17 protein-coding genes, 2 tRNA genes and 1 rRNA gene are annotated in these 20,492 nt (G+C 68.7%); 17 read left to right on the top strand and 3 right to left on the bottom strand.

Annotation, left to right across the window (positions count from 1 at the left end):
• The first annotated feature begins 93 nt into the window (after positions 1-93).
• The 8 genes from rrf to hemC all read left to right on the top strand — a co-directional run bounded on the left by rrf (position 94) and on the right by hemC (position 8,004).
• Positions 94-207: ribosomal RNA gene (gene rrf / locus ACF3M1_RS14615) — 5S ribosomal RNA — on the top strand.
• Positions 208-907: 700 nt separating this feature from the next.
• Positions 908-983: transfer RNA gene (locus tag ACF3M1_RS14610), tRNA-Ile, on the top strand.
• 72 nt (positions 984-1,055) lie between these two features.
• On the top strand, positions 1,056-2,570 hold the full coding sequence (locus ACF3M1_RS14605; protein ID WP_394001850.1) for a glucan biosynthesis protein: 1,515 nt from the start codon (positions 1,056-1,058) through the stop codon (positions 2,568-2,570).
• 32 nt (positions 2,571-2,602) lie between these two features.
• The gene (gene mdoH, locus ACF3M1_RS14600; protein ID WP_394005287.1) at positions 2,603-4,483 is read left to right on the top strand and encodes a glucans biosynthesis glucosyltransferase MdoH; all 1,881 of its coding nucleotides are present in this window, start codon (positions 2,603-2,605) and stop codon (positions 4,481-4,483) included.
• 63 nt (positions 4,484-4,546) lie between these two features.
• Positions 4,547-5,230 carry an alpha/beta hydrolase gene (locus tag ACF3M1_RS14595; protein WP_394001849.1) on the top strand — a complete coding sequence of 228 codons (684 nt, stop codon included), beginning with the start codon at positions 4,547-4,549 and terminating at the stop codon, positions 5,228-5,230.
• Positions 5,231-5,233: 3 nt separating this feature from the next.
• A complete protein-coding gene (locus ACF3M1_RS14590) occupies positions 5,234-6,304 on the top strand; it encodes a sensor histidine kinase (RefSeq protein ID WP_394001847.1) in 1,071 nt (356 codons plus the stop codon).
• The gene (locus ACF3M1_RS14585) at positions 6,301-7,035 is read left to right on the top strand and encodes a LytR/AlgR family response regulator transcription factor (protein WP_394001845.1); all 735 of its coding nucleotides are present in this window, start codon (positions 6,301-6,303) and stop codon (positions 7,033-7,035) included. Before ACF3M1_RS14590 ends, ACF3M1_RS14585 begins: the two co-directional genes overlap by 4 nt.
• Positions 7,036-7,092: 57 nt before the next feature.
• Positions 7,093-8,004 carry a hydroxymethylbilane synthase gene (gene hemC / locus ACF3M1_RS14580; protein ID WP_394001843.1) on the top strand — a complete coding sequence of 304 codons (912 nt, stop codon included), beginning with the start codon at positions 7,093-7,095 and terminating at the stop codon, positions 8,002-8,004.
• A 9-nt stretch (positions 8,005-8,013) separates the two neighbouring features.
• Here the strand turns inward: hemC and ACF3M1_RS14575 are convergent, their stop codons facing one another.
• A complete protein-coding gene (locus ACF3M1_RS14575) occupies positions 8,014-8,706 on the bottom strand; it encodes a DUF481 domain-containing protein (protein ID WP_394001842.1) in 693 nt (230 codons plus the stop codon).
• A 119-nt stretch (positions 8,707-8,825) separates the two neighbouring features.
• Positions 8,826-9,596, bottom strand: coding sequence for a hypothetical protein (locus ACF3M1_RS14570; protein ID WP_394001840.1), 771 nt, complete (start codon positions 9,594-9,596; stop codon positions 8,826-8,828).
• A 145-nt stretch (positions 9,597-9,741) separates the two neighbouring features.
• On the opposite strand from ACF3M1_RS14570, the gene ACF3M1_RS14565 reads away from it, so the two are divergent.
• Positions 9,742-11,121: an FAD/NAD(P)-binding protein gene (locus tag ACF3M1_RS14565; RefSeq protein ID WP_394001838.1), complete on the top strand. Its 1,380-nt coding sequence runs from the start codon at positions 9,742-9,744 to the stop codon at positions 11,119-11,121.
• A 6-nt stretch (positions 11,122-11,127) separates the two neighbouring features.
• On the opposite strand, the gene ACF3M1_RS14560 is transcribed toward ACF3M1_RS14565, so the two are convergent.
• Positions 11,128-11,727 (bottom strand): hypothetical protein, encoded by a 600-nt coding sequence (locus tag ACF3M1_RS14560; protein WP_394001836.1) that lies wholly within the window; start codon positions 11,725-11,727, stop codon positions 11,128-11,130.
• Between the two features lie 117 nt (positions 11,728-11,844).
• Here ACF3M1_RS14560 and ACF3M1_RS14555 point away from each other — a divergent pair, with 117 nt between their 5' ends.
• From ACF3M1_RS14555 to bfr, 8 genes are all read left to right on the top strand, one after another.
• Positions 11,845-12,813, top strand: a complete 969-nt coding sequence (locus ACF3M1_RS14555) for a helix-turn-helix transcriptional regulator (RefSeq protein ID WP_394001834.1) — start codon at positions 11,845-11,847, stop codon at positions 12,811-12,813.
• Positions 12,814-13,787: 974 nt separating this feature from the next.
• Positions 13,788-14,153, top strand: a complete 366-nt coding sequence (locus tag ACF3M1_RS14550) for a hypothetical protein (RefSeq protein WP_394001832.1) — start codon at positions 13,788-13,790, stop codon at positions 14,151-14,153.
• 128 nt (positions 14,154-14,281) lie between these two features.
• Positions 14,282-16,390, top strand: coding sequence for a prolyl oligopeptidase family protein (locus tag ACF3M1_RS14545; RefSeq protein WP_394001830.1), 2,109 nt, complete (start codon positions 14,282-14,284; stop codon positions 16,388-16,390).
• Positions 16,391-16,463: 73 nt separating this feature from the next.
• Positions 16,464-18,668 carry a S9 family peptidase gene (locus ACF3M1_RS14540; RefSeq protein WP_394001828.1) on the top strand — a complete coding sequence of 735 codons (2,205 nt, stop codon included), beginning with the start codon at positions 16,464-16,466 and terminating at the stop codon, positions 18,666-18,668.
• 110 nt (positions 18,669-18,778) lie between these two features.
• Positions 18,779-18,855, top strand: a tRNA-Met gene (locus tag ACF3M1_RS14535).
• 144 nt (positions 18,856-18,999) lie between these two features.
• Complete coding sequence (locus ACF3M1_RS14530; protein ID WP_394001826.1) at positions 19,000-19,593, top strand: RNA pyrophosphohydrolase; 594 nt, start codon at positions 19,000-19,002, stop codon at positions 19,591-19,593.
• A 70-nt stretch (positions 19,594-19,663) separates the two neighbouring features.
• The gene (locus tag ACF3M1_RS14525; protein WP_394001824.1) at positions 19,664-19,876 is read left to right on the top strand and encodes a (2Fe-2S)-binding protein; all 213 of its coding nucleotides are present in this window, start codon (positions 19,664-19,666) and stop codon (positions 19,874-19,876) included.
• A gap of 124 nt (positions 19,877-20,000) precedes the next feature.
• A complete protein-coding gene (gene bfr / locus ACF3M1_RS14520) occupies positions 20,001-20,474 on the top strand; it encodes a bacterioferritin (protein WP_394001822.1) in 474 nt (157 codons plus the stop codon).
• Positions 20,475-20,492: the final 18 nt, after the last annotated feature.

Here is a 20,492-nt window from a genome sequence, read left to right as displayed (position 1 = left end):
TCCCAACCTCTGAGAGCGTGAGCGCTGTCAGTCCCACTTTCGATCGCATACCTGCGTCGATAACCGGACCGATCGGCGACCCTCCACCCTCTCCCTGGTGACTATAGCTGTATGGAACCACCCGATCCCATTCCGAACTCGGAAGTGAAACGTACATGCGCCGATGGTAGTGTGCATCTAGCATGCGAGAGTAGGTCATCGCCAGGGTTTTTACCCCGAAACCCCCGCCCACAAGGCGGGGGTTTCTTTTTGTCCGGGATTCTTGCAGATCGGCCGCAACGGGGCGCCAGGAAATGCCCGCTCGCAACCGGCAGCTGGGTGACGACATTCCATCGATCGCTGCGGGAGTTAATCCCGAGACGTTGACGTTCGATGGCGTGCGGTGATCGAGGGGCCTGAGGTTTACTGCGTGGACATCCAGAAAGCCGGAGGCAACGCGATGTGCACGGGTTATGCCTTCGAAACGTGGCTTGAAAGACTGAAATGTTGCCGAGGTCTACTTCGAATATGGGGGGCGCACGGACATCGATGCCCCGCTTGATCGAAGGGAAGCGAGATTCTCAGGATGGTGGGCTTGGACGCCCGATGGAAAGGACGGCGGCTAGGCCGGGAACCGTCTCGAAGGCGGCAGGCGCGGCGATCGACTCACTTATCAGCGAGTGACACGGCTTTCCGTACCTCGCTCTGACGATAACGCCGTCACCACATTCCTACCAAGCGGGTTGGCCGCATGTTTTGGGGCTCCCGCACCTCCTGCAAGGGGCGGCTAAATCGCGCCAGCGACAGACGCGCGGTCGCATTACGTGGTCCATCGACAGGCCGGCGACCAGGTCGGGTCGGGAGACGCGCAGAATCCGCGACGCGTCTTACAGCGACCGCGGACGACTTGCTAGGATTGCCAGCCCGCGGGCCTATAGCTCAATGGTTAGAGCAGAGGACTCATAATCCTTTGGTTCCAGGTTCGAGTCCTGGTGGGCCCACCACGCGTCGGCTTCGCGTGAACCTTACATGCGGGCCGTTAGAGTGCCCGAACCTGAATACGACCCGGGGTTGCTGTGCGACGACGCGAATTACTGGCAGCGGCACTCAGTGCGCCGTTGCTCGGCAACTGGTGGCCGGCGTTCGCTCTCGAGGCGTCCGGCAGTGCGTCGCCGTTCGATGCGGAAACGGTCGCAGGCCTGGCGAGGGCGCTGGCGGCACGTGACTATGTCGCTCCGGAGGTCGCGCTGCCCAAGGCGCTGGAAGACGCGACCTACGATGCCTATCGCGATTTCCGCTATCGGGCTGACCGTGCGCTGTGGCGAGGTCAGCGGGATGCGCGCTTCCAGGCCCAGTTCTTCCACCGCGGATTCCTGTTCCGGCCGAAGATCGATCTGCACGCCGTCGAAGACGGGCAGGCGAAGGCGTTGCCGTTTTCGACCGACCTGTTCGATTACGCGCCCAACCCGGCGCCCGCGCTCGACGACATCGGGTTCGCCGGGTTCCGGCTGCACGCGCCGCTCAACCGTGCGGATTACTTCGACGAACTGTGCACCTTTCTCGGCGCCAGCTATTTCCGGGCCGTCGGACGTGGGCTCGGCTACGGGCTCTCTGCGCGCGGTCTGGCGCTGGGCAGTGGCGAGCCGGCGGCAGAGGAGTTCCCTTTGTTCCGCGCATTCTGGCTGCATCGTCCCGACGCGGGCGCGGAGTCGGTCACGATCGACGCGCTGCTCGACAGCCCCAGCGTGGCCGGTGCGTTCCGCTTCGTGATCACGCCGGGCGACGACACCGTGTTCGACGTCGATGCCCGCCTGTTCCCGCGCGTCACGCTGGAGAAAGCCGGGATCGCGCCGCTCACCAGCATGTTCCACTTCGATGCATCGGGACGCGATGGCGTGGACGACTACCGGCCCGCAGTGCACGATTCCGACGGGCTCGCCGTATCCACCCATGCCGGCGAACAGGTCTGGCGCCCCCTGCACAATCCACGTTCGATCCAGCACAGCGGATTCCAGGGCCGTGCGCCCGGCGGGTTCGGGTTGATGCAGCGCAAGCGCGACTTCGCCGATTTCGAGGATGCCGAAGCCCATTACGAGCGGCGGCCGTCGGCATGGATCGAGCCGCTGGGCGACTGGGGCGAGGGCGAGGTCCACCTGGTCGAGATTCCCACCGCGGACGAGTATCACGACAACATCGTGGCGTTCTGGCGCCCGGCCGTGCCGTTGCCGGCCGGCCGGGAAAGCCGGTGGCGTTACCGGCTGCACTGGACGGCCACGCATCTCTGGAAGCCGGCGTTGGCCCATGTGGTGGCCACGCGCATCGGGGCGGTGCCGAAGACCACCCGCGGTGCGCGGCTGATCGTGATCGACCTCGATGGCGGTCCCGAGCAGACGGTGTCGGCGCTCGAGGTCGAAGTCCGTGCCTCGGTGGGCACCGTCCGGAATGCGGTGGTCCATGCGCGGCCCGGCGGCGGGTGGCGTGTCGGATTCGAATACGAGCCGGACGGGCAGACCGTCGCGGAACTGGGAATGCGGGTCTTGCAGCAGGGGCGTGCGGTGTCGGAAACCTGGTTGTACCGGTGGCAGGCGTGAGCGGCCATCTCGCGACGTCGACCGAAGCCGCGATGATGCCGCCGGAGTCGGCGCTGTCGATGCCGGTACAGAGCCTGCGCGAGGGGCGACTGGCGGACGGCCACCTGCCCACCTCGCCGCGCGGCATGGCCTGGCGGCGCGCGGCGATCCTGGTGACCTCGGCGGTGCTGACGCTGTTCGCCACCTACCAGATCTGGTGGCTGCTGCGCATCGGTGGCATCGATCTGCTCGAGGGGCTGCTGTTGCTGGTGTTCGTGCCGTTGTTCGCATGGATCGTGCAGTCGTTCGTCAGTTCGCTCGCAGGCTTCTTCCTGGTGATGCGGCGACGGCCTGCGCGGCTGGGTATCGATCCCGACGCGCCGCTGCCCGTGCTGCAGCGACGCACGGCCCTGTTGATGCCGACCTACAACGAACATCCCGGCCGCCTGTTCGCAGGCCTGCAGGCGATCTGCGAATCGCTGGTCGAAACCGGCCAGGCAGATGCGTTCGACGTCTTCGTACTCAGCGACACCCGCGACGCCGAGATCCACGCCCGCGAGCAGCAGGCATTCGCGCAGTTGCGCACGCAGTGCCCCGATCTCCGCCTGTACTACCGGCGACGCGACGACAACAGCGAGCGCAAGGCCGGCAACATCGCCGACTGGGTGCGCCGCTGGGGCGGCGCGTATCCGCAGTTCCTGATCCTCGATGCCGACAGCCTGATGACCGGCGACACCCTCGTGCGCCTGTCGGCCGCGATGGAAGGTCACGACGACGTCGCGCTGATCCAGACCCTGCCGGTCATCGTAAACGGCGCCACGGTGTTCGCGCGGATGCAGCAGTTCTCGGGTCGCATGTACGGGCCGGTGATCGCCCACGGCGTGGCCTGGTGGCACGGCGCGGAGAGCAATTACTGGGGCCACAACGCGATGATCCGCACGTCGGCGTTCGCTGCGCACGGCGGGCTGCCGGCGCTGCAGGGCACCACGCCGTTCCGCGGCACCGTGCTCAGCCACGATTTCGTCGAAGCGGCGCTGCTGCGCCGGGGCGGCTGGGCGCTGCACATGATCCCCACGCTCGGTGGCAGCTACGAGGAAGGTCCGCCGACACTGACCGACATGCTGGTGCGCGATCGGCGCTGGTGCCAGGGCAACCTGCAGCACGGCGGCGTACTGCCCGCGCGCGGCCTGCACTGGGTGAGCCGCTGGCATCTGCTGATCGGCATCGGCCATTACCTCACCGCGCCGCTGTGGGCGATGCTGGTGCTGGTCGGCCTGGCGGTGCCGCTGCAGCACGGGATGCCGGGCGATGACGGCTTCTCGGTGGCCCGCTACTGGATGGCGATCGACGACGGCCGCTTCCTCGGTGTGTTCATCCTGACCATGACGATGCTGTTCGCGCCCAAGATCCTCGGCTACATCGCCACCGTCAGCGACCCGCAGCTGCGCCGCGGCTGTGGCGGCGCGGCGCGTGGCCTGGTGAGCCTGCTGATCGAGAACGTGCTCGCGGCATTGATGGCGCCGGTGACGATGTACGTGCAGTCCCGCGGCGTGGCCGAGGTGCTGGCCGGCCGCGATTCGGGCTGGGATGCGCAGCGACGCGATGACGGACGCCAGACCCTCGGCGACCTGTGGCGCAACTACCGCGGCACGACGTTGCTCGGCGTGCTGATGGGCATCGCCGCGTGGCTGATGTCGCCGGGACTGGCGCTGTGGATGTCGCCGATGATCATCGGACTGGCCGGATCGATCCCGATCGTCATGCTGACATCCTCGCGCCGCGCAGGCCTGGCGATGCGCAGGCATGGCCTGTTCGCCACGCCCGAGGAGCAGGCGCCGCCGCGCGTACTGGCCCGGGCCAGCGAACTGCGCTCGCACGCCGATGCGGGCGCGTTGCCGGCCGTGGCCGCGGTCGCGATCGCGTCCCCCGATTGAACGATCCGGGACGGTCGCGCCGAGCGCTTACACTGGCGGGCGGATGAATCGAACGGGATCTGCATGAACGACACCGCCGCATTGCTCGACTGCATCGAACGCGAGACCGGCCCCACGCCCGCGTGGGCGGTGATCTGGCTGCACGGCCTCGGCGCGGACGGGCACGATTTCGTACCGCTGGTGCCTGAGCTCGTGCGTCCGGGCTGGCCGGCGATCCGGTTCCTGTTCCCGCATGCGCCGGTGCGCGCGGTCACGATCAACAATGGCACGCGCATGCGCGCCTGGTACGACATCGTCGATTTCGATCTCGCCAATCGTGCCGATGAAACCGGTGTGCTCGAATCGGTTGCCCAGGTCGACGCGCTGATCGCGCGCGAGGGCGCCCGGGGCATTCCCGCATCGCGGGTGATTCTCGCCGGCTTCTCGCAGGGCGGCGCGGTCACGCTGGCCGCCGGCCTGCGCCGCCGTGAACCGCTCGCGGGCCTGGTCGGCCTGTCGACCTACCTGCCGGCCGCCCACGGCGCCGAAGCCGCGCTGGTCGACGGTGCCAACCGGCAGCCGGTGTTCATGGCCCACGGCACGCAGGACCCGGTGGTGCCGTCGTTCGCCGGCCAGCAGAGCGCCGCGCTGCTGCGCCAGTTCGGCTTCGATGTGCAGTGGACCGCCTACCCGATGCCGCACTCGGTCTGCGCCGAGGAGGTGATCGCGCTGGGTGACTGGTTCGATACCCGGTTCGCGGCCGGCTGATCCGTGGCCGCGCCCGTGCCCGACGGGATCTGGTTGCCGGACCTGTGCCGGCTGCCACGCCTGTTGACGATGCTGGGCCTGGCCCAGCTGACCGTCGTGCTGGTCATGCTGGTCCCGATCGCCACACCGCCGTGGGACGGCGCACAGTTCGTATCGGCCAGCGGTTACGCGCTGTGGCTCGCGCTGTCGGTCTCGGTGCTGCTGTGCGCGGGGCGCAAGCGACTCTCGCGGCTGCCGATGCGCCTCGGCGCCGCGGCGGCGCTCGGGCTTGCGCTGGGCGTTGCGGTCATCGCGTCGGCCGTGGTCCATGGCCTGTTCGCGAGCATCGCGGCCGATCCGGCGCTGCCGGGGTTCGGCCGGTTCGTCGGCGGCAGCGCCGCGGCCGTCGCACTGCTGACGGCGATCGCGCTGCGCTATTTCTACGTCATCGACCGTTGGCAGGCCCAGGTCGGCGCCCATGCCCGCGCCGAGGCCGACGCCCTGCAGGCGCGCATCCGGCCGCATTTCCTGTTCAACAGCATGAACATGATCGCGACCCTGTTGCGGCGCGACCCGGAGGTCGCCGAACGCGCGGTGCTGGACCTGTCGGACCTGTTCCGCGCCGCGCTCGGCGCCGGCGGCGGCACGTCGACGCTGGCCGACGAGGTCTCGCTGGCCGAGCAGTACCTGTCGATCGAGCAGCTGCGACTCGGTGACCGCCTGCAGCTGCACTGGGACAAGGGCGACGACCTGCCGTGGTCGATGCCGATGCCGCGGCTGGTGTTGCAGCCGCTGCTGGAGAACGCGGTGCTGCACGGCATCTCGCGGCTGCCCGAAGGCGGCACGATCGACGTGGTGCTCGCCGCACGCGACGGCGTGCTCGAGATCGCCGTCTCCAACCCGTCGCTGCCGCCGTCCGATGCGCCCGCGCAGGGTGCCGGCCATGCCCAGGCGAGCATCGCGCATCGGTTGGGCTACGCGTTCGGGCCGCGGGCCTCGATGCGCTACGGCTGGAACGCGGGCCGCTATGCGTGCACCATCCGGGTGCCGGTGGCCGATTTCGCGCCGGCGCACACGGGGAGCGGACGACCATGAAGGTGGTGATCGCGGACGACGAGCCGCTCGCACGGGAGCGGCTGCGCCTGCTGCTCACGCAGCTCGGCGGCATCGACATCGTGGCCGAGGTCGGCGACGGCCGCAGCGCGCTGGAAGCGTGCGCCGCACACGACCCGGCCCTGGTGCTGCTGGACATCGCGATGCCCGGCATCGACGGCCTGGAAGTCGCGCGTCATCTCAGTGCCTTCGAGCCGCGGCCCGCCGTGGTGTTCTGCACCGCCTACGACGCGCACGCGCTGAAGGCCTTCGAAGCCGCGGCGGTCGACTATCTGGTCAAGCCGGTCCGCCCGGAGCGCCTGCAGGCGGCGGTCGAACGCGCGCGCACGTTCACCGCCGGGCGCGAGTTGGCTGCCGACGGCGAGGGACACGGCGACAAGCGCCGCAGCCATCTGTGTGCGCGGCTGCGTGGCAGCCTGCGGTTGATCCCGATCGAGGAGATCCGCTACCTGCAGGCCGAGGAAAAGTACGTCGTCGTGCACCATGCGCGCGGCGAGGATCTGGTCGAGGAATCGCTGAAATCACTCGAAGACGAGTTCGGCGACCGCTTCGTGCGCATCCACCGCAACTGCCTGGTCGCACGGCACGAATTGGTGGAACTGCGCCGCGACCTCGACGGCCACGTGCACGCGGTGCTGCGTCACGGCGACCGCCCGCTGGAGGTCAGCCGCCGCTGCGTGACCCAGCTGCGCGACACGATCCGGCAGCTCTGACCGGACGTCCGGGGCCCGTGCGCCCCGTGGCCGCGACGGATCGCCGATAATGCCGGCATGGAACGCCTGCGTATCGCCACCCGCAAGAGCCCGCTCGCGCTGTGGCAGAGCGAACACGTCGCCGACGCGCTGCGCGCCCGGCATCCGGGCCTGCACGTCGAACTGGTGCCGCTGAGCACGCGTGGCGACGAGATCCTCGACCGCTCGCTCGCCGCGATCGGCGGCAAGGGGCTGTTCCTCAAGGAACTGGAGATCGCGATGCAGGCCGGCGATGCGGACTGCGCCGTGCACTCGCTCAAGGACGTGCCGATGACGCTGGAGCCCGGCTTCGCGATGCCGGCGATCCTGTTGCGTTCGGACCACGCCGATGCCTTCGTCAGCGACAGCGCGGCGTCGATCGACGCATTGCCGCAGGGCGCGCGCGTGGGCACGTCGTCGCTGCGCCGCCAGGCGCAGTTGCGCGCGCGCCGGCCTGACCTCGACATCCGCGACCTGCGCGGCAACGTCAACACGCGGCTGGCCAAGCTCGATGCGGGTGACTACGACGCGATCGTGCTCGCCTGCGCCGGTCTGTTGCGTCTGGGGCTCGCCTCACGGATCCGCGCACGGCTCGACGCACCGGACTGGCTGCCGGCCCCGGCGCAAGGCGCGATCGCAGTGGAATGCCGCGACGACGCGCCGATGATCCACACGCTCCTCGCCGCGCTCGACGACGCACCGACGCGGCGCTGCGTCGAGGCCGAGCGCGCGATGAACCGGGCGCTGCACGGCAGCTGCCACGTGCCCGTCGCCGCGTACGCGCGGCTCGAAGGCGACCGGCTGCTGCTCGACGGGCTGGTGGGCTCGGCCGCCGACGGCCGCACGGTGCGCGCGAGCGGCGAAGGCGCGCCCGCCGAACGCGAAGCACTGGGCAGCACCGTGGCCGCGCGGCTGCTGGAACTCGGCGCCGGCGCGTTCCTGCCCGGCTGAGCCGGTTCCTCAGAAGGTGTAGCGGACCTTGACCGAACTTTCGGTATCGGTGCGCCCACGGCCGCCGTTGCCGAGCGTGTCGTGGCGCAGCTCGAAATCCGAGCGCAGCGTCCACTGCGGGAACATCTCGTAATCGAAGGCCAGCGTCTGGCGCAGGAAGGTGTTCTCGCGCCCGGCTTCCACCTGCACCTGCTGGGTGAACGAGGCATGGCGCCCCAGTTCTTGCGACAGCAGCAGACGGCCGCGTGCGACCGGGCCGGGCAGGGCGGTGCCGTAGTCGGTGTAGGGCTCGATGCGGAGGCCGGTGCCGAACTCGACCTGCAGCAGCGTGTCCGGACTGCGGATCGCCTCGAGGCCGTAGGTGGTGTCCCACTTCACGTGATTGCCGCCGGAGCGGATGCGGTCGCGGGGCGCGTACGGCGAATTCAGCGGGGCGAGGCGGCGGTTGGGCAGTTTGACCACGGCCGGCGCGACGGTCCGGGCCCGCACGCCGGGTGCCCGCGGCGACCAGATGCGCTGATACGAGGCAACCGGGGTCCACTCGGCATCCGAACACGCCAGGCGGTAGCAGGGCAGGCGCAGCGGGACCTGCCGCGCGGCGATCGCGACGACGGCGGGTTGTTCCGGCGCTGCCGGAAGCGGAGACGTGTGGATCGGCAGGCCCGCAATGGCCAACCACCAGCCGGCAATCATGTCAGCCATTCATGTAATCGATTCCATTCGATTATGCCGACGCCGCATGACGCTTCCAAGCGCCGGCACTGGGGCGATTCAGAATCCGTGATCCGGTGCCCGGTCGGGCGGAGTGGACGTCGTGCCGATCACGGCATCGCTCGGCGACGGCTCGCGCCCCGGTCGAGCAGCGAGGCGGCCAGCAATGCGAGCGTCGCCGTGGCCAGCGTCAGCATCGCGGGCAGCCAGCCGCTCAATGCCAGCACCAAGGCCAGCGCCGGGCCGGCGACCAGCAGACCCGGCACGCGCGCGCGCTGGCGCAGTGACGGTGCGGGACGCTGTCGGGCGATCTCCGTCTGGCCATCGACGACGTGGCACAGCGCGAGCACGCTGCCCAGCCCCAGCAGCGTCGCCAGCATCAGCCGGCCATCGCCTGCGGCGCCGAGGCGCTGTTCCATCAGCAGATACAGCAGCCCCAGTCCGGTGGCCATCGCGAACAGCAGCTGGATCGGCACCTGCAGCGGCCGTGCGCGCGCATCCCCGTCACCGGATGTCGCGGAGTCCGCCGCGATGGCGCCGAACGCCAGCAGCACCAGCAGCACACCGAGCACGCCGACCGTGTTTGGATCGCGCAGGGCGACGCCGAACTGCAGCGCCCATGCCAGCACGCAGGCAGCGAGGGCCGCGCCGGCGGCCAGCAGGCCACTGCGCCCGTGCCAGGCGCGTGTCCGCTGCGCGGCCAGGCGTCCGCCTGCCGCCAGCAGAAGGCCGAGCACCAGGCCCGGGCCCTGGACGAGGGACAGCGCGCTGGCGCCGCCCGGGCGCAATTGCAGCAAGGCGGTCGTGATGCCGCACCACATCAGCAGTCCGAATCCGGCGGCCGCCACCGCGCCGCCCAGCGCCATCCCCGTCGATCGCATACGCACCCCGTCCTGGTCCCCGCCGCACAGGGTGCCACCCGGATGGCGCCCGCAATACCGCGCGGCCGGTCCGGACCGACGAAGCCCCCCGGTGGGCCGACGTGCGGATGGGATACTGGGCGACCTTCCGCCGCACACGAACACGATGACCGAACCCACAGCCGACGCCGTCGACATCGCGATCCTCGGCGGCGGCGCCGCCGGCGCCCTGGTCGCGCGGCATCTGCTCGCACGGCGCGAGGTCCGCGTGGCCGTGGTCGAACCGCGCGGCGTCGCCGGCCTGGGGGCGGCCTATTCGACCGCCCGGCCGGAGCATCTGCTCAACGTCAATGCCGCGCGGATGAGCGCGTTCGATGACCGTCCGGACGATTTCGTCGACTTTCTGGCCGCGCTGCGCGGCGTCGCTCCGGCGGAGCTGACCGGTGTCTTCGCCCCGCGGCGCGACTACGGCCGCTACCTCGAGGACCGGCTCGCCGCCGTCGCCGGGCAGGCCGGGCTCGATCTACGCGCGACGGCCGCGGTCGACGTGCAGGCCGACGGTCCGGGATATTCGATCCGCCTCGCCGACGGCCGCACGCTCGCGGCGACGGCCGTCGTGCTCGCGCTGGGCAACCTGCCGGCCGCGCTGCCGACGCCGGTGCGCGGTCCCGGTCCGGAGGCGGCCGTCGACGCCTGGGATTACGACGCCGTCGCCGCGATCGACCCGGCCCACGATGTCGCCATCGTCGGCGCGGGGCTGAGCATGGTCGACACCCTGCTCACGCTGCAGGCCAACGGGCATCGCGGCCGGATCGTCGCGCTGTCGCGCCACGGCCTGATGCCGCTGTCGCACGCGCCCGGCACGCAGCCGCAGACCGGCGGCGTGGAGGCGCTGCTGCCGCTCGGCGTCCGCGCGCGCATGCACCTGTTACGGCAATGGGCGGCCGAGGCGCAGGCACAGGGCGGGCGCTGGCAGGACGCGCTGGAGCGGCTGCGTCCGCAGGTCCAGGCGCTCTGGCAGACTTGGCCGGCGCACGAGCAGCGGCGGTTCCTGCGGCATGCGGTGCGGCTGTGGGACATCCATCGCCATCGCATCGCGCCCGAGGTCGGCGCCACCATCGCCGCCATGCAGGCCGATGGCCGGTTCCGGCTGCATGCGGGACGGCTCGAGGCCATCACCTCGACGCCGGACGGGCGGCTGCGCATGGACTGGCGCCCACGCCGGGGCAACACCGACGCGCATGCGGTCGTCGACCGTATCGTCAATGCGACCGGCACCGAGAAGCGCGTCGACCGCGCCCGCGGGCCGCTGCTGCCGGCCCTGCTGGCACGCGGGCTGGTCCGTCCGGGCCCGCACGGGATCGGCATCGACAGCAGCCCGGCGGGCCAGGTCCTCGATGCCGACGGCCAGCCGGTGGCGGGGCTGTGGACGCTCGGCGCGCTGCGCACCGGCACCCTGTGGGAGAGCGTGGCGATGCCGGAGCTGCGCGGCCAGGCGGCGCGCCTGGCCGAGGCTGCACTGGCCGGAGTCGACGCCTCGCGCTGAGCGCGTCTACAGGCAGTGGCGTCGCAGCCGTTCGAGCTCCTCGGCGGCCAGCGCCCGGCCGGCGCCCATGTCGGCGTTGGCCAGGTGCTGGCGGATACGCGGGCAGGGATCGCTCGGTCCGCCGCCGAACAGCGCGCCGATGCCGTTGACCACGTCCTGCGCCGACAGCGGATCGCGCATCGCGAACCGGCCGTCGGCCCGTGGCGGCGGACGATGGCGCAGCGGATCGGGGTCGAAGCCGCCCACAGGTGCCGCGCTGCGCGCCAGTGCCCGGGCCTGGTCCTGCAGCGAAGGCCGGGTGGGCGGCACGTCCGCCACGACGGGCGGGGCCACGTCGACCGCCTGCAGCGCAGGCGCGCGGCGCGGCGGCGGACGTGGCGCCACGCCTGGCACCGTCGGTGCCCTCGGCGGCGAGAGCGGCGCTGCGGGCGCGTCAGAAGACGGTGGGATCGGTGCATCGACCCAGACCACCTGCAGCGCCGGATCCGCCCGCGTCGCAGGCGCATCGTCGGCCGTCAGCCGCGACAGCCAGACGCCCAGCACGACATGCACCAGCAGCGTTCCACCCAGCGCGATCGTGCGCGTGCGTCCACGTCCTTGCGACACATCCATCCCCGCCCCGGGCCCTGTCGGCCGACGCGACTGTAGACCGGCCGCGTTAATCACCGGTTATGCACGCGGTCGCCACGCCGCGGACGCGGCGCTCGGGCCATAATCCGGTGCATGGACCGATACGAACGCATCCTCTCGCTGCACCGCATCCTCACGACCTCGCGCTATCCGGTCACGGTGGCCAAGTTGCAGGACGAGCTGGAATGCTCGCGCGCGACGGTCTATCGCGATCTGGCCTTCCTGCGCGATGCGCTGATGGCGCCGATCGTCGGCGACGGCGATGCCGGCTTCCGCTACGACAGCGACGAGGGCGGCCGGTTCGAATTGCCCGGCCTGTGGCTCAGCTCCGAGGAACTGCATGCGCTGCTCGCGGCGCAACAGCTGATGTCGCGCAGCAGCGGCGGCGTGCTCTCGAGCGCACTGGCGCCGTTGCAATCGCGCATCGAGAAGCTGCTCGACGAACACTCGGCCGGCAAGCAATGGCCGGTGCAGCGCGTGCGGGTGATTCCGCACCGCGGCCGGCGAATGGACGAGCACGCGTTCCGCAACGTCTGTTCGGCCGTGCTGCAGCGCAAGCAGTTGTCGTTCGAATACCGCGCGCGCTCGACCGACGAGCGCACCAGGCGCACGGTCTCGCCGCAGCGCATCACCCATTACCGAGACAACTGGTACCTCGACGCCTGGGACCAGGACCGCGACGCACTGCGCAGCTTTTCGGTCGACCGGATCACCAATGCCCGTGTGCTCACCGCCGATGCGCGCGACATCGACGACGCCGAACTCGACACCCATCTGGCCGGCAGCTACGGCATCTTCTCCGGACCGCCGAAGGGCATCGCGACGATCCTCTTCAGCGCCAAGGCCGCGCGCTGGGTCGCCGACGAACACTGGCATTCGCAACAGCAGGGGCGGTTTCTGCCCGACGGGCGTTTCGAACTGAAGGTGCCCTACAGCGGCGCACGCGAACTGTTGATGGACGTACTGCATTACGGCGCCGATGCCGAGGTGATCGAGCCGGTCGCGCTGCGCGAGCAGGCGCGGTCGCTGCTGATGATGGCGCTGCAGAAGTACGAAGGCTGAGCGTTTCGGTCGAGTGGGTCTGCCTGTTGCGGCTGCGGCGTCTGATGCGTTGACGGGGTAGCGCATTGGTTGGGGCGTTGCGTGGCAACCGCGGTGCTTGCCCGAGTCTTGAAGGTCTGGTTCTTTGTGCGCGTGGCGCAGTGCGCGCCCCTTCGATTTTCATTCGTCGATCCGTTGTTCCTGCGCAAGCGCTTTTCGACAGCGCTTCACGATGATCTGCCGTTCTGATGTCGGCTTCGGCCTTGGCTTTGGCTTTGAGCGTTTGACGTATCGAGCCGTAAAGCGAGCCGAGCACCGGAGCCTGACGCGGCCGGAGAGCAGCCCATGTCTGAGCGAAGCGAGTTTGGGCTGCGTGCCGCGTCAGGCGAGGCGCGCAGGGGACCGATGCGGCTTCATCGCATCGGCGAGTGTCCGGCGATGGCGGTTTTGCTTACTTTTGACAAGACAAAAGTAAGCCGCGCAACAGCGCGGAAGCTCTGTTCTTCGCGGATCATTGGAATCAAGCACCAGCGGTGAACGAAGCGAAACAACGCAAGTGCACGGCTTTCGCCCGCTTGCGCGTGCGAGTCCCTTTTTGAAGGACCAAAAAGGAACCAAAAAGTCCCTTCGCCGGACGCGATCCGCCGCATGAAGCCGCGGCGGGCCCCTGTGCTTCTCGGGCGACGGGGCACGCAGCCCAAACTCGCTGCGCTCAGACATGGGCTGCTCTCCGGCCCCGCCGCCCTGCGATGCTCGGCTCGCTTTACGGCTCGATACGTCAAAGGCTGAAAGCCGAAGCCGAAGCCGAAGCCGAAGCCGACGCCGAGCCGAAGTCGAGCCAAAGTCAAAGCCAAAGCCAAAGCCGGATCAGCGCCAATCGGAGGCAAAGAAAACCCGAAGTCGAGGCAGGGTCGCAGCCCATGAGATGCACGCCGAACAGACTGCGGCCATGCCCAGCCGGGCCACCGATCACCGCGTCCACAGGAGCTGCGCAGATGTCCCGTATCGCCAATGCCTCGCCTGATGCCGAACTCCCTGCCGATGCCGTGCTGCGCGCGCTGCCGATCGGTGCCTTGTTCCTGGGCGCCATCGCGCTGCTCTCGTTCCCCGGTCTGCGCACCGGCACCAGCGCGGTCGGCTGGCCGCCGATGTGGCTGCTCGGCCTGCCGGCCGTCGTGTGGGTCACCCTTCAACTGCTTCGCCTGCCACGCCGCCGCGGCCGGGCCTCGTCAGCGATGCCGCGGCGGCGTGGGCCAGGCGTTTCGGTCCAGGCGAGGCGGCGTCCGGCAAGGCCGCGTCGCGCCGGACTGGCGGCACGTGCCGCGATGGCGGCGGCCGGCCTGCTGCACGGCCTGCGTTGAGTCGCGGGCCGGTTCGGGGCGGATCGGGGCGGATCGGGGCGCTGCGCCAGTGACGTTGGTCATGGGGGCAGGGCGGGAGGCGCGTGCTAGCGTTGCCGGTTATCCGCCATGCGCCCTTCGGAGTCGCCATGTCCCAACTGTCCAAGCTCTGCCTCGCCGCGGCCGTCGCCGCCGGCCTGTCGATGGGCGCCGCATCTGCCCAGGAGGCCGCCGTGTCCGATCCCCACCAGTGGCTCGAAGCCGTCACCGACGAGAAGGCGCTGGACTGGGTCCGCGCGCAGAACGCCCAGTCGGAAGCCGAACTGGCCGCGACGCCCGAATTCAAGCAGCTCGAATCCGACCTGCTGGGCATCTACGACTCCGACGACAAGATTCCCGCCGTCTACAAGCAAGGCGAGTGGTACTACAACTTCTGGCGCGACCGGAACCACGAGCGCGGCATCTGGCGCCGCACCACGCTCGAGGAATACCGCAAGCCGCAGCCGCAGTGGGAGACCGTGCTCGACCTCGACGCACTCAACAAAGCCGAAGGCGAAAACTGGGTGTGGCATGGCGCGAATTGCCTGCGTCCGGCGTACACGCGCTGCCTGATCGCGCTGTCGCGCGGCGGCGCCGATGCCGACGTGACCCGCGAGTTCGACGTGGCATCCAAGTCCTGGGTCGACGGCGGTTTCTTCCGCGAAGAAGCCAAGGGCGCGCTGGGCTGGATCGACCAGGACAGCGTCTACGTCTACACCGATTTCGGCGACGGTTCGCTGACCTCGTCGGGCTACCCGCGCATCGTCAAGCAGCTCGCGCGCGGCCAGTCGATGGACCAGGCGACGCTGGTCTACGAAGGCCAGCCGGACGACATGTACATCGCCGCGATGCACGACGACACGCCGGGCTTCGAGCGTGATTTCGTCAGCCGCACGCTGGCCTTCTACAACGACGAGCTCTACCTGCGCGGCGCCGATGGCCAGCTGACCAAGATCGACGCGCCGAACTCGGCCAACAAGTCCGTCCATCACGACTGGCTGATGCTGGAACTGCGCGAAGCCTGGGACGTGGGCGGCCGCACATATCCGGCGGGCTCGCTGCTCGCGGCCAACTTCGACGCCTTCATGGGCGGCAAGCGTGAGTTCGACGTGCTGTTCGAGCCGAGCGAGACCACCTCGCTGGCCGGTGCGACGTGGACCAAGAATCACCTCGTCATCAACGTGCTCGAGGACGTCAAGAACAAGCTCACCGTGCTGACGCCGGGCGCCAACGGCTGGGCGCGCAGCGCCCTGACCGGCGTGCCGGAACTCGGCACCGTCGCGGTCAGCGCCGTCGACAGCGACGAGTCCGACGCGGTGTGGATGACGGTCACCGACTACCTGACGCCGAGTACGCTGATGCTGGCCGAGGTGGGCGGCAACGCCGCGCCGGAAACGCTCAAAACGATGCCGGCGTTCTTCGACGCCAGCACACATGAAGTCGAGCAGCATTTCGCCACGTCCAAGGACGGTACGCGCGTGCCGTACTTCCTCGTGCGTCCGAAGGACATGGTGCTCGACGGCAGCAATCCGACTCTGCTTTACGGCTACGGCGGCTTCGAGATCTCGCTGACACCCGGCTACTCGGGCGGCGTCGGCAAGGGCTGGCTGGAGAAGGGCGGCGTGTATGCGGTCGCCAACATCCGCGGCGGTGGCGAGTACGGTCCGCGCTGGCACCAGGCGGCGCTCAAGCAGAACCGCCACAAGGCCTACGAGGACTTCGCCGCGGTCGCGCAGGACATGATCGACCGCAAGATCACCTCCCCGGCGCATCTGGGCATTCGCGGCGGCAGCAACGGCGGTCTGCTGACCGGCAACATGCTCACGCAGTACCCGGAGCTGTTCGGCGCGGTCGTGATCCAGGTGCCGCTGCTCGACATGCAGCGTTATCACACGCTGCTGGCAGGTGCGTCGTGGATGGCCGAGTACGGCAACCCCGACAAGCCGGAAGAGTGGGAATTCATCCGCACCTTCTCGCCCTACCACCTGTTCGATCCGGCGAAGGACTATCCGCCGACGCTGATCCTGACCTCCACGCGCGACGACCGCGTCCACCCCGGTCACGCCCGCAAGATGCACGCGCTGATGTCCGAAGCGGGCAAGGACGTGCGCTATTACGAGAACATCGAGGGCGGCCACGGCGGCGCTGCGAACAACCGGCAGCAGGCGCACATGGATGCGCTCTACCTGACGTTCCTGTGGCAGCAACTGGGCAAGTGATTCGAACCTGCACCGGCCGCATTCGCGGCCGGTGCCTTATCTGGCGTTGCAATCGCGACGAATGGACCCAACGATGAAGACACCTTTTCCCCGCGCCGCCTTCATTCTGGCCGCGCCGATCCTGACGAGCCTGAGCCTGATGAGTGTTTCTCCCGCTACACACGCCGCCGCGCCGGTCCCGCCCGATGCCGAGCAGCGCCCGCACACTGTCACGGCGCCCCACGGCGCGACGCGCGAGGACGTCTACTACTGGCTGCGCGACGATAAGCGCGAAGACCCGGCGATGCTCGCCTATCTCAATGCCGAGAACGCCTACGCCGACGCGATGCTCGCGTCGCTGAAGCCGGTCGAGGACACCCTCTACGACGAGATCGTCGGCCGCATCCAGCAGGACGACAGCTCGGTGCCGTATCGCGACCGCGGCTTCTGGTATTACTCGCGCTTTGAAACCGGCAAGGACTATCCGGTGCACGCGCGCCGCGCCGATGGCGCCGGCATCGATGCGCTGTCGATCCAGGCCGCGAACGCGCGTGGCGATTTCAGCGGCGAGCAGGTCATGCTCGACGTCAACCAGCTCGCCGATGGCAAGGACTACTACGCGGTTGGCGACTGGGACGTGACCCGCGACAACCGCATCCTCGCCTACGCCGACGACACCAACGGCCGTCGCCAGTACACGGTGCGCTTCAAGAATCTCGAAACGGGTGAGGTCTATCCGGACGTCATCACTGGCGTGTCCGCGAACCTGGTCTGGGCCGACGACAACAAGACCCTGTTCTACGTCGAGAACGATCCCGAAACGCTGCTGACCGTGCGCGTGAAGAAGCACGTGCTCGGCACGCCGGTCACTGATGACGTGCTGGTGTACGAGGAGAAGGACGACAGCTTCTACATGGGCATCGACCGCACGCGCGACGACAGGTACATCGTCATCGGCGTCGGCAGCACCGTGTCGAGCGAGACGCGCTACGCGCCGGCCGACAATCCCGAGACCTTCACCGTGCTCGCGCCGCGCGCGCGCGATGTCGAATACGACGCCGACCATTACGGCGGCCGCTGGGTGATCCGCACCAATGCCGACAAGGCGACGAACTTCAAGCTCGTTACCGCGCCCAGCGATGCGACCTCGCGCCGGCAGTGGACCGACTTCGTGCCCCATCGCGACGATGTCTACATCGAGGGTTACGAACTGTTCGACGGCTTCACCGCGATCGAGGAACGTGCCGAGGCGCTGACCCGTGTGCGCGTGCTCAAGACCGACGGCAGCGATGAATTCGTGCAGGCCGACGAACCGGCGTACGCGATGGGTCTGGCGGTCAACTCCGAGCCCGACACCGCCTGGCTGCGCTACGGCTACACCTCGCTGACCACGCCGGCGACGACCTTCGAGGTCAACACGCAGACCGGCGAGCGTCGCCAGCTCAAGCAGCAGGCGGTGATCGGTTACGAGCCGTCGAACTACGTCACCGAGCGCGTGTGGACGACGGCGCGCGACGGCAAGCGCATTCCGGTGTCGCTGGTCTACCGCAAGGGCTTCGAGAAGAACGGCACCGCGGCGCTGCTGCAGTACGGCTACGGCAGCTACGGCGCGTCGATGGATCCGGGTTTCTCGGTCACTAACGTCAGCCTGCTCGACCGGGGCATGGTTTACGCGATCGCGCACATCCGCGGCGGCGAGGAGATGGGCCGCGCCTGGTACGACGACGGCAAGCTGCTCAACAAGATCAACACCTTCACCGACTTCATCGACGTCACCGACGATCTGGTGAAGCAGGGCTTTGCTGCACCCGATCGCGTCGCGGCCTACGGCGGCAGCGCCGGCGGCCTGCTGATGGGGGCGATCTCGAACATGGCGCCGGACAAGTACCGCGCGATCCTGTCGCAGGTGCCGTTCGTCGACGTGGTCACGACGATGCTCGACCCGAGCATCCCGCTGACCACCAACGAATACGACGAGTGGGGCAACCCCGAGCAGAAGCGCTATTACGACTACATGCTCACGTATTCGCCCTATGACAACCTCGAAGCCAAGGCCTATCCGGCGATGTTCGTCGGCACCGGTCTGTGGGACTCGCAGGTCCAGTACTGGGAGCCGGCGAAGTACGTGGCCAGGCTGCGCGACCTCAACACCGGTGCGTTCCCGGTGGTGTTCCGGACCAACATGGAAGCGGGCCACGGCGGCAAGTCGGGTCGTTTCCGCCGCTACCGCGAGTCGGCGGAGATGTACGCGTTCATGCTCGAGCAGCTGGGGCTCGACGCCGCGCCGGCCGCGCGCTGAGATTCGCTAGGGAGGTGGGGCGTCGCTGCGGCGCCCCGTCATGGATTGACGCGAGCGGCGCGGAGTAGCAGAATGCGCGGCTCGTCGCGGCGATGTCCGCGCGGCCCGATGGCTATGTAGCTCAGCCGGTTAGAGCACAGCACTCATAATGCTGGGGTCGGTGGTTCGAGTCCACCCATAGCCACCACTGTGATGTTTCCGAAAAGCCCGCGCCGCAGCGGGCTTTTTCGTGGAAACGACAGGGCGGTTCAGCTCGAACTTGTCCCCTTGCGCACGGCGTGGCAGAGTCGAAGCCAGTGACGCAAGTCAATCGCATTTAGGAGTCCGCATCGTGATCGATCCGGACGGGTTCAGGCCCAACGTCGGTATCGTGCTGATGCGCCCGGATGGCCGGGTGTTCTGGGCGCGGCGTGTCCGCCGCGACGGTTGGCAGTTCCCGCAGGGCGGGATGAACACCGACGAGACGCCGCTCGAGGCGATGTATCGCGAGCTGCGCGAGGAGACCGGACTGCTGCCAGAACACGTCGCCGTTCTCGGCGCGACGCCGGGATGGCTGCGCTACCGCCTGCCGCAGCGCGCGATCCGTCGCAACGACCGCATCGTCTGTGTGGGCCAGAAGCAGGTCTGGTTCCTGCTGCAGTTCGTCGGTGACGACGACCATCTGCGTCTCGACCTGACCGAGAAGCCGGAATTCGATCACTGGCGCTGGGTGGATTTCTGGTATCCGCTGGAGCACGTGGTGGTGTTCAAGCGCGGGGTCTACTCGAGTGCCCTGCGGCATCTGGCGCCGCTGGCGCGCCAGGTCGCGGGCATGCAGGCCATTCCAGCGCCGCTGGTCGATGCACGGCCGCGGGCGCGTCGGCCGCAGCGCCGGCAGCGGGTGGGCGTGCAGGGCCGGACGCGCGATTCCGACGGCGCAAGCTGAACCACTCTCATTTGACAGTGATTCTCGTTTCTGGCGAAATGGCGTCCAGCCCGACCGTCAGGACTTCGCCTTGTTCGTCTGCATCTGCAACGGCGTCACCGATTCCCAGATCCGCCAGGCGGCCGCCAACGGCTGCCGCGAAGTGTCCGAACTGACGATGCGCACCGGCTGTGGCGCGACCTGCGGCAGCTGCATGGATATGGCAGCGGGCCTGCTCGACGCCTATCACGCGCGCGCGGCGACGCCCACGATCGATCTGCCGTTGATCGCCTCTGCCGCCTGACGCGGCGCGCTGGAGCGTGCTCCGGACGCAGTTCACGACTGAAACAATGCGCACGATTCGCGTTCCGTCATCGCGGACCGCGAGCCGCTAGAGTGGCGCGATCCGACGTTTCAGGAGTCCGCCGATGAAAGGCGACGCGCAGGTCATCCGCTTTCTCAACCAGGCGCTGTACAACGAACTCACGGCGATCAACCAGTACTTCCTGCACGCCAAGATGCTGAAGAACTGGGGGCTCAACGTGCTCGGCAAGCACGAGTACAAGGAGTCGATCGAGGAGATGAAGCACGCCGACGTCCTGTCGGAACGCATCCTGTTCCTCGAGGGGCTTCCGAATTTCCAGGCGCTCGGCAAGCTGCGTATCGGCGAGACACCGCGCGAACTGCTGGAATGCGATCTGGCGCTCGAACTCGAGGGCCTGCCGGTGCTGCGCGAGGGCATCGCGCATTGCGAACAGGTCGGTGACTTCGTCAGCCGCAAGCTGCTCGCCGACATCCTCGCCAGCGAGGAGGAGCACGTCGACTGGCTGGAGACGCAGCTCGACCTGATCGCCCGGATCGGCGAAGAGAACTACCTGCAGAGCCAGATGGACGACGACTGAGTCGTCCGCGGGCGCTCC

This window comes from Luteimonas sp. WGS1318, assembly GCF_043187535.1.
Taxonomy (GTDB): domain Bacteria; phylum Pseudomonadota; class Gammaproteobacteria; order Xanthomonadales; family Xanthomonadaceae; genus Luteimonas.
Note: the sequence above shows the minus strand (reverse complement) of the source record. Positions and strands in the feature narration are given on the sequence as shown.

Coding starts and splice junctions, on each gene's coding strand:
- mdoH (WP_394005287.1), top strand. CDS start 2,603: ATGATGCCGCCGGAGTCGGCGCTGTCGATGCCGGTACAGAGCCTGCGC.
- ACF3M1_RS14595 (WP_394001849.1), top strand. CDS start 4,547: ATGAACGACACCGCCGCATTGCTCGACTGCATCGAACGCGAGACCGGC.
- ACF3M1_RS14585 (WP_394001845.1), top strand. CDS start 6,301: ATGAAGGTGGTGATCGCGGACGACGAGCCGCTCGCACGGGAGCGGCTG.
- hemC (WP_394001843.1), top strand. CDS start 7,093: ATGGAACGCCTGCGTATCGCCACCCGCAAGAGCCCGCTCGCGCTGTGG.
- ACF3M1_RS14575 (WP_394001842.1), bottom strand. CDS start 8,706: ATGGCTGACATGATTGCCGGCTGGTGGTTGGCCATTGCGGGCCTGCCG.
- ACF3M1_RS14570 (WP_394001840.1), bottom strand. CDS start 9,596: ATGCGATCGACGGGGATGGCGCTGGGCGGCGCGGTGGCGGCCGCCGGA.
- ACF3M1_RS14565 (WP_394001838.1), top strand. CDS start 9,742: ATGACCGAACCCACAGCCGACGCCGTCGACATCGCGATCCTCGGCGGC.
- ACF3M1_RS14555 (WP_394001834.1), top strand. CDS start 11,845: ATGGACCGATACGAACGCATCCTCTCGCTGCACCGCATCCTCACGACC.
- ACF3M1_RS14550 (WP_394001832.1), top strand. CDS start 13,788: ATGTCCCGTATCGCCAATGCCTCGCCTGATGCCGAACTCCCTGCCGAT.
- ACF3M1_RS14545 (WP_394001830.1), top strand. CDS start 14,282: ATGTCCCAACTGTCCAAGCTCTGCCTCGCCGCGGCCGTCGCCGCCGGC.
- ACF3M1_RS14540 (WP_394001828.1), top strand. CDS start 16,464: ATGAAGACACCTTTTCCCCGCGCCGCCTTCATTCTGGCCGCGCCGATC.
- bfr (WP_394001822.1), top strand. CDS start 20,001: ATGAAAGGCGACGCGCAGGTCATCCGCTTTCTCAACCAGGCGCTGTAC.